Here is a 13912-nt window from a genome sequence, read left to right as displayed (position 1 = left end):
GCCAAGCTATAGAGCGGCTTCGATTCCCGTCATCCGCTCGTGAACGAAGCCCAGGTCACTGACCTGGGCTTCGTCGTTGTCCGGACCTGCTCGCAGCCTACCGATACCGTGTCGCCTGGTTCAGCCGCTGGGCGACGGTGGAGCGAGGGAGCCGTCCGCCTCGCGGTCAGATCAACGCGCGGGCCCTGCGCTCCCAGTCCGCGATCCGGGTCACCACGCCGCTGACCTGCTTGACCGCGGCCGTGAGGTCCCGACCCGGCACCCGCAGCTCCCGGCTCATCTTCACCAACCACCGCATGCCGACCTCGACCTCGCCGAGTACACCGACCACCTCGTGGGTGGACTCGGCAATACTGATCACCTGCTCCAAGAAGCCGGTCGGCGAACCGACACGCTGCTCGGGCGGCATCGCCTCGATGACGTCGAGCGCTGTCTCCGCCGGCCCGGATGGCGATCAGGGCTTCATGCCCGTTGGCGAGCTTCCCGGTGACCTTCACGTAGCCGGTTTCCAAGAGCACCAGGCAATCACCCGGTGTCCCTTCCACGAGGATCTTCGCTCCGGGCGGATACTGCCGCGGGGAACCGATACTCAGCAGTTCTCCCCGGGCCTCCTCCGACAGGCTGCCGAGGAAGCGGGTGGGCCGCCGATCGCCGATGTCATACGTACCGCGCTGTGCTGTCCCCCGGGTCGCGCGCTCCATACCCCACCTCGTGGTCGAGTCCAAGTGCCTTCCCGATCAGGGAATCAGGACCGGATCCGAGCGGAAAGAGCGTGCGAGGAGCATCCAGTGTGGTGCGTGTATGTGGTGCGGCGCGTCGGGGCGAGGGCCTCCGACAGTCCCCCCAGGGGCTCGTGCAGGGCGGCGACATGCGCTACCGCGTCCCGTCGGCCGGCTTCGGCCTCTTTCCGGTACAGCACGAGTGCTTCCTCCAGACGCCCCTGCCGCCTGAGCGGACCGGGCGCACCGAACAGCCCGGTGAGGGGGCCTGCTGCGACCTGTCACCCCTCCGCGACTAGCTGGAACGCCAGAAGCAGGGTCGATTCGATCGTGTGACCTCACCTGTGGAGTGCCAGTCGGGAGCACAGCCCTCCTACGCATACTCCAGTATGCTTGGCGCATGTCCTCAACGACTCGCATCACCGTCACACTCCCCAGCGATCAGGTGGCCGAGCTCCGCAAGCTCACGGACAACGTCTCCGGGTACGTCGCGGAAGCCGTAGCCCGCCAGATCCGGCACCAGCTTCTGGGCGACGACCTTCGCCGCCACGAGGAAGAACACGGACGCTTCAGCGACGAAGAGCTCGCCGAAGCCCACTCGAAGATCTTCGGTACCGCCGACTCCACCAAGAACGCGGACGCCGCGTGAGCGAGCGCATCGAAACCGTCGTCCTGGACTCAGAGGGGCTATCCGCCTGGATCGCGCAGGACCGCAAATTCCTCGCAATGCTGCAGATCTTCCACGGTATGGGGGCCGACCTCGTGATCGGGGCGAACACCATCGTGGAAGTCAGCCACTCCCGTACCAACATCCCCCGCCTGAACTGGGCCCTGTCCCGTATCAAGGTGGAACCGGTCACCGAGCAAGCAGCCAAAGCGGCGGCAGAAATCCTCAAAGGCGCCGGGCTGCACGGTCACAAGTACGCCATCGACGCCACGGTCGCCGAGGTCGCTCTGCGCCAGCCAAAACCTGCCGCTCTGCTGACGTCCGACAGTGACGACATGGCCAAGCTCTGCGGCCACCAGGTCCGCATCATCCCTCTTTGACCGCCAGTCCCCGGAGTACGCACGTCGGCAGGTTGTGTGCCCCAGGTCGGCGACCTGAGGCTTTGTCGTGTGGTCCGCCGACGAGTTCCGGTCCCGCAGGGGGCGCCCCGCTATTGAGGCACATCGGGTCGGCCGGGTCGGGGCGGAGGACTCGGCCACAGCGCATCGGGAGCGGCGGCCCCGGCCGGTACACCCTGCGTGGGAAACCGCTCGTCCCGCCGCACGGCGGAGTAGGCTGAGGTTACCGGAAGTAACTCGTACACCCGTCGCCACGCGGACGTCGTTACCGCCGGTGCTTCGCCGGCACGGAGCAGCGCAGCTACCCGATCCCCGGCGGTGGCACACGGCTCCACCTCACCGTCGACACCGAGACCACTGCCGAGCCGGCCCGCTCCTGGCTCGACACCAGCCGGCCTTCCACCGGTACCGGCCCGCACGCCGAGGAACCTTAACGGTCGGCCGCACCGCACGACGCAGCCTCAGTGGCGTTCCACGAGCGGCAGAGACACCTAGCCGCAGGTCAGCAGTGTGATGCTCGAACCGGGGGACCGCTTCCTCTGCTTCACCGACGGTCTGATCGAGGAGCACGAGAGCGGGCAGGAGCAGTTCGGCGAGGACCAGCTCATCGGCTGGGTGAACCAGTTGGAGAAGGAGGACCGAGGCGTCCGCACAGTGGCACGGGACCTGTCCCACACGCTCAAGCGGGCACGCGGCGAAGCCACCTCGGACGACGCCACTCTCGTTCTGGTCGAGTGGCGTGGCTGATCCGCCGTCGTGCCACAACGTGCCAGTAGGGGCGGTCAGCAGCGGACGACAAGGGAGCCGAGCAGGCGGCGAAGAAGCGGCTTCGGGCTAGCGTTTCCGCAGTTCAGAACGTCGGTGTCCGGACCTGTAGGGGGCAGGTGGCCGTGATCCTCAAGGCGACAGCGGCGGTGGGCCGGCCGTCTGGCGGCCGGTGCTGCGTACGGCCTGGGTCTGGGCCAGTTCGCGCACCGTGGCCATGTCGCTGAAGGGGAGCAGCTTCTCGCCGACGATCTGGTGTGGTTCGCTGCCCTTGCCGGCGATCAGGACCGTGTCGTCGGGGCCCGCCGCGGACAAGGCGAAGGCGATCGCCTGGCGCCGGTCGGTGTAGCGCCGGAACGGGGTGCCGGTCGCCGTGAGGCCGGGGGCGACCTGGTCCAGGATGGCCTCGGGGTCCTCGTTGCGGGGGTTGTCCGAGGTCAGGACACAGAGGTCGGAATGGGTCCCGGCGATCCGGCCCATCTAGGCTCGCTTGGTGGTGTCGCGGTCTCCGCCGCAGCCGAAGACCGTGATCACCCGGCCGCGGGCGAAGCCCCGGATGGCGGCCAGGACCTTGTCCAGGGAGTCCGGCGAGTGCGCGTAGTCCACGATCACCGACGTGCCCAGCGGGGTTCGGAAGCGTTCCATCCGGCCCGGGACGGGCAGCATCCGGGCGAGCGCGTCGACCAGCGGGCCCAGCTCGTGCCCCAGCACGTGGCAGGCTGCCACCGCGGCCAGCGCGTTGGCCACCGAGAACCGGCCGGGGACGGGGATCGAGGCCGGGTAGGCGTGTCCGTCGTGGTGGAGGGCGAACCGCGTGCCCGAGGCACTCACCACGAGGTCGGTGGCCCGGTAGTCAGCCGGGCGATCAAGGGCGTACGTGGTCACGGCACCCGGCATCATCGACACGATGGACGCGCCCACCGGGTCGTCGGCGTTCACCACCGCGCGTCGGCACAGGCCCTGGAAGAGCCGCAGTTTGGCGTCCCTGTAGTCCGCCATCGTTCCGTGGTCGTCCAGATGGTCCTGCGTCAGGTTGGTGAAGACCCCGACATCGATGAACGTACGGTTCACCCGGTGCGTCAGCAGCGCCATCGACGTGGCCTCCAGCACCACGCCGGCCGCCCTACGGTCGCGCATGAACCCCAGGAGGTACTGCAGGTCGGGGGATTCCGGCGTGGTCAGCACCGAGGGCGGCATGGGGATCGGTTCGTCGCCGATCCTGCTTCCGGCGGTGCCGATCACCCCCACCCTGGCGCCCTCGGCGATCCGCAGGACGGACTCGACCATGTACGAGACGGAGGTCTTCCCGTTGGTGCCGGTGATCGCCACCATCTCCATCTGCCGCCCGGGCTCGCCGTAGTAACGGGAGGTGACCACCGCGGCGGCCGTCCGCGCGTCGGGTACCCGGACGACGCAGGTGCCCGCGGGCCACACCCCGGCCGGCAGGGCGGGTGCGCTGCTGTCGACGAGTACGGCGGCGGCGCCCCGGGCCAGGGCGGGCGAGACGGAGCCGGGGCCGCCCTCCCGGTGTCCGGGTACGGCGATGAAGAGCGAGCCCGGCGTCACCCTGTCGGCGTCGAAGGTGGTTCCCGCGGTGATCGACGTCGTGTCCGGATCACCTTGGAGAACGTGGTGCTCCTGCCCGGCCAGCAATGCGCTCAGCTTCACAATGATCCCTTCGAGGGGGCTCGGGCCCGGGCGTGCGGCCGTAGCCAGGCGGCAGTGCCGGCGGCATGCCGGGAAACTGCTGTGGTGATGTGGAGCGGAGGAGGCGCGATGCGCTAGCCGTGGCCAGCGGAGGAGCCGGAGGCGCGATGCGCTAGCCGTGGCCAGCGGAGGAGCCGGAGGCGCGATGCGCTAGCCGTGGCCGTGCAGGGCGGTACGGCGCGTCTTGGGCGCTGCGGCGAGGGCCGCGCCGGTCGGGTCGACGGCGGTCGGAACCCCGGCGGCCGGGCGCATCTCGGAGGCGGCCTGCTGCAGGCACTGCCTCGAGGAACGTGTGCGACCCATGGGCCGAGTGTACGGCCCGCCCAGCGACCCGAGGACCGCCTCGCCTGCGCAGGAAGGCCACCGGTCCGTCACGGCGGCGGCCGGCCGAAACCCTCTCCGGCCACGCCGGCCGGTGTCGAGTGCTGCCTCCTCGGTCGGTGGGGGCTCAGCGACGGGTCGTCGCAACCTCCGGGTTCGTCCCGTCATCCGCTCGTGAACGAAGGCCCTGGTCCCAAGACCAGGGCCTTCGTTGTTGTCCGGGGTGCTCCGGGCGTCGCCCGCCGGGGCCGGCCGGGGGCGGTCAGAACTCCAGCACCTCGCGGTCGAGCGGATAGCGCGCGTGGTGGGGGCCGTCGTACGGGGAGGGTGTGATCGGGAGGACGCCGGTCGGCTGGGTGCCCAGGTTGTCGTCCCAGAGGCGGGGTTCGACCTGTCCGACGACGCGGAACTTCCGGAAGGTGAACGGCGGGCTGTCGGTCGGGAAGAACTCGGGCGTGGTCATCACCTGGAAGTGCAGGTGCGGCGTGGTCGAGTTGCCGCTGTTGCCGATCAGACCGAGGATCCGGCCGGGTTCGACGTGGTCGCCTTCCCGGACCTTGAGCGAGCCGGGCGCCAGGTGGGCGTAGAGCAGGTAGCGGCCGGGCGCGACCTCCACGGTGACGTGGTTGCCGACGGTCTGCTCGATCGGCGGGACCGGCGGCGTGACGGGCGGCGTGTTGTCCGGGATGCCGTCCTGGACCTCCACCACCCTGCCGCCGGCCGCCGCCACGACGGGCTGCCGGTAGCTCAGGTAGCTGGTGAGCCGCGCGGGGTCGCCCTCCCAGGTCTGGCCCTGCTCGCCGACCCGGTACCAGTCGATCGCGAAGCGCTGCGGCACGTAGAAGCGGCCGTTGATCGGACCGAGGCCGCGCCGGTGGTGGGTGTTGCCGCAGCACGACTCGCTGGAGTACCAGGTGCCGGGACGGACCGGCGCGTCCAGGTTCAGCGGCGCGGTGCGGTCGGTCGGGGTGATCTGGACCGTCTCCTCGAACGGGGAGGAGCCGGAGGCGGTGAGGACGGCGCCCGAGAGGTGGTGCTCGAGGACCTTGGGCACCCGCCGGTCCTGGTCGAGGACCAGGTCGAGCCAGACGACCCACTGCTGGGAGCCCGGGATGACGGTCGGCGTCGGCCCCGGGGGCGCCGGCGTGTACCCGTCCGCACCCGGCAGCGGGTCGCCCACCGGGTTGGCGGCATCGGCCAGCGCCTGCCCGCTCAGCGCGCCCACGACCCGGTGCGTGCGGGCGTCCCGGACCTCGACCCGGTCCAGCCGCACCCGTGCGCTGCTGGGCAGCGCGTTCGTGGTGAGCAGTTCGTACGAGAGGTGCGTCTTGCCGTCCGTGGCGCGGAACGGCGCCGGTTTGGTCAGCACGGCCGCCGTCAACGGCGTGAACTGGGGGCCGGGCGCCGGTGGGGTCGGGCCGGTTCCGTATCCGGGTGCCGTCGAGGCCGTCAGCATGCCGACCGCGAGCACGGCGGCGGCGAGCCCGCGACGTAGCGGGCCGCGGCCGGTGCGGTTGCGAGGGTGGCGCTCTGCCATGGTGCTCTTCCAGTCGTCGGGTCCGGGACCGTGAAGGGCACCGGTACGCCCCACGCCGAGGCGCAGGCCCATGTAATCCGGGCGAGCGACGCTCCCGGTGGACGGCGCCGGAGCCGGGCGCCGAACTACACCCGTCCAGCCGCACCGGACCGCCGAGCGGGGGTCGGCACGTGCCCCGTCCGTGCCCTCCAGGGCGGTGAGCGACGGTCACCACGGGTGTGGGCAGAGCCTCCCGGAAGGACGTGCGAAGAGACGTGTCCGCAGGTCAGAGGCGTGTCAGTTCCGGGTGGTGTCGTCGGCCGTCTCGTCGGTGTTCTCGGTCGCGCGGGCCTTCTCGCGCATCTTGCGCACCAGGTCCGCCTTCCGGTCGGCGGCGTTCTGGCGGTCGAGGTTGCGGTGCGGGCCGTTGTTCTGGCGTTCGGCGCGGGACAGCTTCTTGCGCTGGCCGCCGCCCTGGCCGACGGGGTTGTTGATGTTCTTGCTGTCGGTCACGGGTTCTCCCGGTGGTGAGGTGCGGTGTTCTGCCGATGTCGTGGCGCCGGGGACGGGCGCGGCGACGTCCCAGGGCGTCAGCCGCGGTCCGTCACGCTCTCACTCGTCGATCGGCGTCCGGAAGAACATGACAACGACGGTACCCGCTTCCGTAGGCCCCGCATGCCCGGCGTTTCGTGCCGGGCGCGGGCGACGCGGCCGGCGGGGGCGGGGGTCGGAGCCCGACCGCGCGTGGCTTGATCGACGCCGGAACACGGCCGCCGTCAGGCCCCTCGGGACCCGGGCGGAGGTGTTTCCACGTGCGAGGGGTACGGGCGACGGCCGGGACGTGTGACCGCGGTGTGACCCTTTGCGTAACACCCGGGGGCCGGGGCGGATCGAGGCCGGGGTGATCATATGATCGCAGTCGATCGACACGGGGGATTCACGATGGCAATGGATCACGAACCGGGACTGAACCTCGCTCAGGCGGGCGGCGGTGCCACGGACTTCGCCTCGACACCGGCGCAGAAGAAGGCGGCCGCCGGAACCGTCGAGACCGAGTTGGAGCCGAACACCAAGAAGGCCGCCGAGCACGCGGACGAGGCCACCGGTGCCGCGCGGAAGGGCTTCGACGGGTGGGAGACGGCCGCCGGGCTGAAGACCGTCGAGGACACCTGGAACAGGCAGGTGAAGACCCTGATGAACCGACTGGCCGCGGAGAAGAACGCGTTGCGCGGTGCGTCCGGGCTCTTCGCCGGCAATGACATCGGTGTGGGCGACCAGTTGCTCGCCCAGTCGAAGCTGAACACCCTCTAGGCGCCCGGATGCCCACCTACCACGAGATCATGACCACCGACCTCGGCCTCCTGACCACCGCCGCCTCCCAGTGGGAGGCGATGGCCGGGGAGTTGCACAAGGTCGAGAACCGCTACCGTGACACCGTCCAGAAGATCTCCATGGGCCCCGCCTGGACCGGCGTCAGCGCCGGCGTCGCGAAGGCCGACTTCGCCGCCACGCGGTACGAGTACTCCGCCGCCCAGAGCCAGGCGAAGGCGATCGCAAGCCTCCTGCGGGACGCCCACGAGAAGCTCACCGACCTCAAGAAGAAGCTGGAGAGCGCCCGCGACGACGCGAAGGCCGCCGGCATGACCGTCTCCGCCGAGGGGCGCGTCGCGTTCGGCTGGTCGGCGCTCACGCCCGCCGAGCGCAGCGCGTACCGGCACGACGTCGACGGCGAGAAGACCGTCCAGGACTCCGTCGCCTCCTGGCAGAAGCACATCGACGACCGGGTGCGGGCCGCGACCGAGGCCGACACCTCCGTGAAGACCGCCCTCGCCGCCGCCGTCGTCGACAGCAACAAGGACGCCTTCGGCAAGGGCGCCGACGGCACCCTGAACGGCTTCAACGCCCACGCCGAGGGCGACCTGGCGAAGGCCGGCGCGCCCTCGGACGACAAGGCGACGACCAAGACCGACGGCTGGAAGTCCGAGGGCAAGGCCTCGGCCACCGGGCCCGGCGCCGAGTTCAAGGTCACCGGCCCCGCCTACGGCAAGGAGGCCTCGGTCAAGGCGGCCGCCGACCTCTTCCACCTCAAGGCGGAAGGGACGATGACCAACGGGGACTGGAAGCTGTCCGGGATCGCCGACGCCTACGGAGGCGCCCGGGCCACCGCCAACTTCGGCTTCACCGAAGCGGGCCTCAACGCCAAGGCCGAGGCGTCCGCCGGGCTCCGGGGGCTCGCCGAGGGGCGCGCCGAGTACGGCCCCTACGTCGGCGCCTACGGACGCGCCGAGGGCTTCGCCGGCGCCGAGGCGAGCGCCGGTCTCAAGGCGGGCAAGGACGGTGTCGTCGTCAACGCGAAGGCGTTCGCCGGGGCGAAGGCCTCCGTCGCCGGCGGCGCCGAGGTCGCCGGCATCGGCTTCGGCGCCACCGCCGAGGGCTGGGCCGGACCCGGCGCCGAGGCCAAGTGGGGCTACGAGAAGAACGACGAAGGCGTGTACAAGTTCGGCGGCAAGGTGGGGCTCTCCCCCGCCCTCGGCGGCTCCGTGGGCCTCGAGTTCACCGTCGACCCGGACAAGGTGGGCAAGAGCGTCGGCGACGCCGCCGACGCGGTGGGCGGTGCGGTCGGGGACGGGGTCGGCGCCCTCGGGGACGCCGCCGGCTCCGTGAAGAACACCGTCGGCGGCTGGCTGCCCTGATGTACTTCCCCTGGAAGGAGGGCCTCCGATGCCCCTGACACTGCCGGTCCCGATCGAGTTCCGGCTGCCCGACGGCTGGCAGCCGGCCGCGCCCCCCGAGGGCCTCGACGCCCCGGACGTGGCCTTCGCGGCGGCGTACCCGCACCCGGACCGCGGGTTCACCGCCAACATCACCGTCGCCGGCGAGGTTCCGCCGGAGGCGGCGGCCCTGTCCGATCTCGCCGACGAGTCCGCGCGGCGACTGAGCGCGTTCGTGGATCCGGTCGCCGTGGCCCGGCGCCAGGAGGTCGGGTCCCCGGACGCGCCCGCCCTGACGCAGCTGCTGACCTTCCCGGCCGTCGTCGGCGAGGTCCGGCTCGACCTCGTCCAGTCCCAGGTGTTCCTCACCTTCCCTGACGCGCACGATCCGCGCAGGCGGGCGGTGATCCGGCTGGTCCTGACCGCCACGGCGGGCCAGCACGACGAGGTCGTCGGCGACTTCCGGGAGTTCGTGCGCAGCGTGCGGCCGGACACCGGGGCGGAGGCGTAGCGATGGGCTTCCTGGACGGTTACTTCGGCACCCGGCACCCGGGCCCGGGCGTCGCCCGGCGTTCCCCGCTGGAGGTGCGGTCGGCGCTGCTGGCGCTCAACGGGCCCGGCGTCCCCTTCGTCGTCCGCAACGGGATGCCGAAGGAGGGCGACCTGGTGGCCGAGTGCCGCCTCCCCGAGCTGCGCGTACGCCTCTGGACCCGGATGCGTCTGGACGCGGCCAAGGGCGAGGTGCGGGCCGTCGACGAGCAGTGGGAGGTCTCGCTGACCGAACACGTCCTCGGCCAGCGCAGCCGCGGGCCCGCGAACGCCGTGTACCGGGTGTGGGGGAAGGAGACGGGGCCCGACGGGCGCGAGCGCAGGGTCGAGACGTTCCGTTTCGAGACCCGGCAGATGAAGGACCCCCTGCGCCAGACGGTCCTCGACGCGGGCTGGACCTGGCACGGAGTGCTCTTCCGGCTCTGAGGGGCGCGGAGTCCAGGGGCCGAGTCCCCCGAAGTGCGCGCCCGCGCGGCCCTGTTCGTCTCCGTTCGCCTCCGTTCGTCAGCGTCGCGCGGGCCGCCACACGTCCGGGTGGTTACTGACCGTCACACGGCTTCCGGGCGTTCCGCGGCCCGCCGACCCGCCAGAGTTGATCAATGATCATCGAGCCGGCGCAGAGCCCGCACTCCTCCGACGAGACCTCCTCCTCGCCCCTCCCCGACCCCTCGCCCGGCCCCTCCCGCCGCACCCTGATCGCCGGGGCCGGTGCGGTGGCCGGGGCCGGGATCGTCCCCCTCGCCGTGGAGGCGTCCGGAGCCGCACCCGCAGCGGCCCCGGGAGCGGCGCCGGGAGCGGCCGGCGGTGCGGAGTGGGCGGCGTGTCTGACGGTCGCCCGCGCCATCCTCGTACGGGACGAGGCGGACGAGCCGCTCGTGCCCCGGTACGCCGACATCCTGCTGCGGGACGGGCTGCCCCGGTCCCGCCGTACCAAGAGCGTGCTCGTGGTCGGTGCCGGGCCCGCCGGGCTCACCGCCGCGCACCTGCTGCGCCAGGCCGGGCACCGGGTCACCGTCATCGAGGCCAACGGCAACCGGGTCGGCGGGCGGATCAAGACGTTCCGCGCCGGCGGGCACGAGCGGTCCGAGCCTCCCTTCACCGACGCCCGCCAGTACGCCGAGGCCGGCGCGATGCGCATCCCCGACAGCCACCCCCTCGTCACCGGGCTCATCGACGGCCTCGGCCTCCGGCGCCGGCGCTTCCACCTCGTCGACGTCGACGGGAGCGGCCGCCCCGCCTACCGCACCTGGATCCTGGTCAACGGCATCCGCGTCCGCCGCGCCGACTACGCCCGCGACCCGCGCGCCGTCAACCGCTCCTTCGGCGTGCCCGCGCGCCACGAGACGGTCCCCGCCGCGCGGATCCTGCGCGACGCGTTCGCGCCCGTGCGCCGGGAGATCGAGGGCAAGGAGGGCAAGGCCCTCGTCGAGGGCTGGGCCCGTGTCGTCCAGCGGTACGGCCACATGTCCATGTACCGCTTCCTCAGCGACGAGGCGAAGCTCGACGAGCGGACGGTCGACCTGATCGGCACCGTCGAGAACCTCACCTCCCGGCTCCATCTCGCCTTCATCCACAGCTTCATCGGCGCCTCGCTGATCAGCCCGGACACCGCCTTCTTCGAACTCCCCGACGGCACCGGCACCTTGGTCGACGCGCTCTACGAGCGGGTCGAGGACCTCGTACGGCTCGACCGGCGCGCCACCCGGATCACCCACGGGAACGGCACGGTCACCGTCGACACCGTCTCGGAGGGCCGCGGGCCGCGCGGTGTCGAGCGGGAGAGGTTCACCGGCGACACCGCGATCATCACCGTCCCCTTCTCGGGGCTGCGCCACATCCCCGTCACCCCCGCCCTGTCGTACGGGAAGCGGCGGGCCGTCACGGAGCTGCACTACGACGCCGCCACGAAGGTGCTCCTGGAGTTCAGCCGCCGCTGGTGGGAGTTCGACGAGGCCGACTGGAAGCGCGAGCTGGAGGCCGTACGGCCCGGGCTGCACCGGGAGTACCGGCTCGGCCGGACGCCGGACGACGGGAGCCTGCTGGGCGCCCACCCGTCCGTCCCCCGGGGCCACATCTCCGCCGCGCAGCGCGCCCACTACGCCGCCGCCCGGCACATCGCCCGCGACCAGCCCGAGGCGGCGCACGTCGTCGGCGGCGGTTCGGCGACCGACAACCCCAACCGCTTCATGTTCCAGCCGTCCCACCCCGTCGAGGGCAGCGCGGGCGGCGTCGTCCTCGCCTCCTACAGCTGGTCCGACGACGCCCTGAAGTGGGACGCCTTCGACGACGCGGAGCGCTACCCGCGCGCGCTGGCCGGTCTGCAGGAGGTCTACGGGCAGCGGATCGAGGTCTTCTACACCGGCGTCGGCCGCACCCAGTCCTGGATGCGCGACCCGTACGCCTACGGCGAGGCGTCCGTCCTCCTCCCCGGCCAGCACACCGAGCTGTTCCCGCACATCCGTGAGCCCGAGGGCGGCCTGCACTTCGCCGGCTGCCACACGTCGGTGAAGCCGGCGTGGATCGAGGGGGCGCTGGAGTCGGCGGTACGGACCGCCCTGGAGGTCCATCTGAAGGACTGACCGGCCCCGGGTGCGGGCGGCCCGGGCGGCTTCACCGGTACACGCCGCCCGGTGCCGGTACACAATGAAGGTGTGGCATACGTAGCCGTGACCGCGCTCAGCCACGACGGGCTGGTGCGCGAGCACAACGAGGACAGCCTGGCCGTCGGGCCGTGGATCCTGTGCGGGACCGTGACCGAGACGCCCCAGACCTTCGTCTTCCCGCTCGGCAGGCCGCTCGTCGTCGCCGTCGCCGACGGCCTCGGCGGGCAGCCCGCCGGCGAGGTGGCCAGCGCGCTGGTCGTCCGCCGGCTCTCCTGGCTCGGACACGCGCTGGACGGCGAGGAAGCGGTCCGCGACGCGCTGGAGCTGTGCAACCGCGCGGTGTACGAGGCCGCCGGCGACGATCCGGGGCGGTTCACCATGGGGACCACCGTCGCCGGCGTGGTCGTCCTGGAGGACTCCCTGCTGTCGTTCAACGTCGGCGACAGCAAGGTGTACGACGCGACCGGCACGGCGCTGCGCCAGCTCAGCGTGGACGACAGCCCGCCGCCAGCCCCCGGGCACCGCACCACGGCCGTGGTGACCCAGACCCTCGGCGGCGGCCCTGACCCCGCCCCCGTCACCCCGCACGTCTCCGCCGCCCCGCTCTCCGTCGGCGACCGGCGCCTGGTGTGCAGCGACGGGCTGACCGACCCCGTACCGGACGAGGAGATCGCCGCGCTGCTGCGGGTGCACGACGACGGCCGGGCCGCGTACGAGCTGTGGAAGGCGGCCATCGACGCCGGAGGGCCCGACAACATCACGCTCGCGCTGGTACGCGTCGGGGCGTAGCGCCGGGGTGGGCTGGCGCCGCCGGGGTACCCGCGTCAACGGCGGGCGTCACTCGATAGGTTGAGAGTGCACCGCTTGAGAGCGCACCGCTTGCGTGTGCGCCCCTTCCCTGATCCCCAGCGCGAGGAATCCGACGGATGGACGAGCCCGGCCTGCCGATCGAGCGTTTCGAGGAACACCGCGGGCATCTGCGGGCGGTGGCCTACCGGATGCTCGGCTCGCTCGCCGAGGCCGAGGACGCGCTGCAGGAGGCCTGGCTGCGCGTCGGTCGCGCCGACACCGGCCGGGTCGAGAACGTCGGCGGCTGGCTGACCACGATCGTCGGGCGGGTCTGCCTCAACCTGCTCCGTTCGCGCGCGCAGCGGCGGGAGGAGCCGCTCGACCCCTACCAGCCGCCGGGCGCCTCCGGCCCCCTGGGGTCCGCCCCGGACGGGAGCAGCGGGGAGGGCGCCGATCCCGAGCAGGAGGCGCTGCTGGCCGACTCGGTCGGCCTCGCGCTCCTGGTGGTCCTGGACACCCTCACTCCCGCCGAGCGGCTGTCGTTCGTCCTCCACGACATGTTCGCCGTGCCGTTCGACGAGATCGCGCCGATGATCGAGCGGACCCCGGCCGCGACCCGTCAGCTCGCCAGCCGCGCCCGCCGTCGCGTCAAGGGCGCCGCCCCGAAGCCCGGGACGGACGGGAGGCGGCAGCGGCGGCTGGTCGAGGCGTTCCTGGCCGCCACCCGGGGCGGGGACTTCGACGCGCTGCTCCGGCTGCTGCACCCGGATGTCGTCCTGCGGGCCGACCGGTTCGTCGTCCCGAGCCCCGAGCCGATCGTCGTCGAGGGCGCCCGGACGGTGGCCCAGAGCGCGATGGCGGCCATGGGACGGGCGCGGTTCACGGGACCGGCCCTGGTCGACGGTCTCCTCGGGCTGGCGATGGCCCGCGACGGCCGGCTGGCCCTGGTCCTCCGCTTCACGACGGCCGACGGTCTCATCACGGAGATCGACATCGTCGCCGACCCGGCGGCCCTGCCGGGACTCGACCTCGCCGTGCCCGGTCCCGACGCGCTGCCCGGTCCCGACGCGCTCGACGACTGATCCGCCGCCCCGCGCGGGGGCGCGAGAGCGGACCACCGGGGCCCCGTGCCCGATCGGATAAGAACATGGACATACCGGTCGGGCA

Annotated in this window: 13 protein-coding genes and 3 pseudogenes; 11 read left to right on the top strand and 5 right to left on the bottom strand. The window is 72.2% G+C overall.

Going from position 1 to position 13912, the window contains the following annotated elements:
- Positions 1-166 precede the first annotated feature (166 nt).
- Positions 167-409 carry a hypothetical protein gene (locus ACFZBD_RS16160; RefSeq protein ID WP_391140131.1) on the bottom strand — a complete coding sequence of 81 codons (243 nt, stop codon included), beginning with the start codon at positions 407-409 and terminating at the stop codon, positions 167-169.
- A gap of 710 nt (positions 410-1119) precedes the next feature.
- Here ACFZBD_RS16160 and ACFZBD_RS16155 point away from each other — a divergent pair.
- The 4 genes and pseudogenes from ACFZBD_RS16155 to ACFZBD_RS16140 all read left to right on the top strand — a co-directional run.
- Positions 1120-1368, top strand: a complete 249-nt coding sequence (locus ACFZBD_RS16155) for a hypothetical protein (protein WP_391140130.1) — start codon at positions 1120-1122, stop codon at positions 1366-1368.
- The gene (locus tag ACFZBD_RS16150; protein ID WP_391140129.1) at positions 1365-1766 is read left to right on the top strand and encodes a PIN domain-containing protein; all 402 of its coding nucleotides are present in this window, start codon (positions 1365-1367) and stop codon (positions 1764-1766) included. Before ACFZBD_RS16155 ends, ACFZBD_RS16150 begins: the two co-directional genes overlap by 4 nt.
- Before the next feature lie 235 nt (positions 1767-2001).
- Positions 2002-2218 (top strand): annotated as a pseudogene (locus ACFZBD_RS16145) (hypothetical protein).
- 61 nt (positions 2219-2279) lie between these two features.
- Positions 2280-2531: pseudogene (locus tag ACFZBD_RS16140) on the top strand (SpoIIE family protein phosphatase); the annotation flags it as partial.
- Between the two features lie 150 nt (positions 2532-2681).
- Here the strand turns inward: ACFZBD_RS16140 and ACFZBD_RS16135 are convergent.
- The 4 genes and pseudogenes from ACFZBD_RS16135 to ACFZBD_RS16120 all read right to left on the bottom strand — a co-directional run bounded on the left by ACFZBD_RS16135 (position 2682) and on the right by ACFZBD_RS16120 (position 6606).
- Positions 2682-4217: pseudogene (locus ACFZBD_RS16135) on the bottom strand (UDP-N-acetylmuramoyl-L-alanyl-D-glutamate--2,6-diaminopimelate ligase).
- Between the two features lie 189 nt (positions 4218-4406).
- Positions 4407-4559, bottom strand: a complete 153-nt coding sequence (locus ACFZBD_RS16130) for a hypothetical protein (RefSeq protein WP_391140128.1) — start codon at positions 4557-4559, stop codon at positions 4407-4409.
- Between the two features lie 280 nt (positions 4560-4839).
- On the bottom strand, positions 4840-6114 hold the full coding sequence (locus tag ACFZBD_RS16125) for a peptidoglycan DD-metalloendopeptidase family protein (protein ID WP_391140127.1): 1275 nt from the start codon (positions 6112-6114) through the stop codon (positions 4840-4842).
- A gap of 276 nt (positions 6115-6390) precedes the next feature.
- On the bottom strand, positions 6391-6606 hold the full coding sequence (locus tag ACFZBD_RS16120) for a DUF6243 family protein (protein WP_391140126.1): 216 nt from the start codon (positions 6604-6606) through the stop codon (positions 6391-6393).
- Between the two features lie 435 nt (positions 6607-7041).
- Here ACFZBD_RS16120 and ACFZBD_RS16115 point away from each other — a divergent pair, with 435 nt between their 5' ends.
- The 7 genes from ACFZBD_RS16115 (at position 7042) to ACFZBD_RS16085 (ending at position 13827) form a co-directional block, all read left to right on the top strand.
- Positions 7042-7404: a hypothetical protein gene (locus tag ACFZBD_RS16115; protein WP_391140125.1), complete on the top strand. Its 363-nt coding sequence runs from the start codon at positions 7042-7044 to the stop codon at positions 7402-7404.
- Between the two features lie 8 nt (positions 7405-7412).
- Positions 7413-8786 (top strand): hypothetical protein, encoded by a 1374-nt coding sequence (locus tag ACFZBD_RS16110; protein WP_391140124.1) that lies wholly within the window; start codon positions 7413-7415, stop codon positions 8784-8786.
- Between the two features lie 28 nt (positions 8787-8814).
- Positions 8815-9315, top strand: coding sequence for a hypothetical protein (locus ACFZBD_RS16105; RefSeq protein ID WP_391140123.1), 501 nt, complete (start codon positions 8815-8817; stop codon positions 9313-9315).
- 2 nt (positions 9316-9317) lie between these two features.
- Entirely contained in the window at positions 9318-9779 is a 462-nt protein-coding gene (locus ACFZBD_RS16100; RefSeq protein ID WP_391140122.1) for a hypothetical protein, read from the top strand.
- A gap of 173 nt (positions 9780-9952) precedes the next feature.
- On the top strand, positions 9953-11932 hold the full coding sequence (locus ACFZBD_RS16095; RefSeq protein WP_391140121.1) for an FAD-dependent oxidoreductase: 1980 nt from the start codon (positions 9953-9955) through the stop codon (positions 11930-11932).
- 72 nt (positions 11933-12004) lie between these two features.
- On the top strand, positions 12005-12745 hold the full coding sequence (locus ACFZBD_RS16090) for a protein phosphatase 2C domain-containing protein (RefSeq protein WP_391140120.1): 741 nt from the start codon (positions 12005-12007) through the stop codon (positions 12743-12745).
- A 137-nt stretch (positions 12746-12882) separates the two neighbouring features.
- Complete coding sequence (locus ACFZBD_RS16085; protein WP_391140119.1) at positions 12883-13827, top strand: sigma-70 family RNA polymerase sigma factor; 945 nt, start codon at positions 12883-12885, stop codon at positions 13825-13827.
- Positions 13828-13912: the final 85 nt, after the last annotated feature.

It is taken from the genome of Streptomyces sp. NPDC008121 (assembly GCF_042957155.1).
Lineage (GTDB): Bacteria > Actinomycetota > Actinomycetes > Streptomycetales > Streptomycetaceae > Streptomyces.
This window is presented reverse-complemented; position numbering and strand designations above follow the sequence as displayed.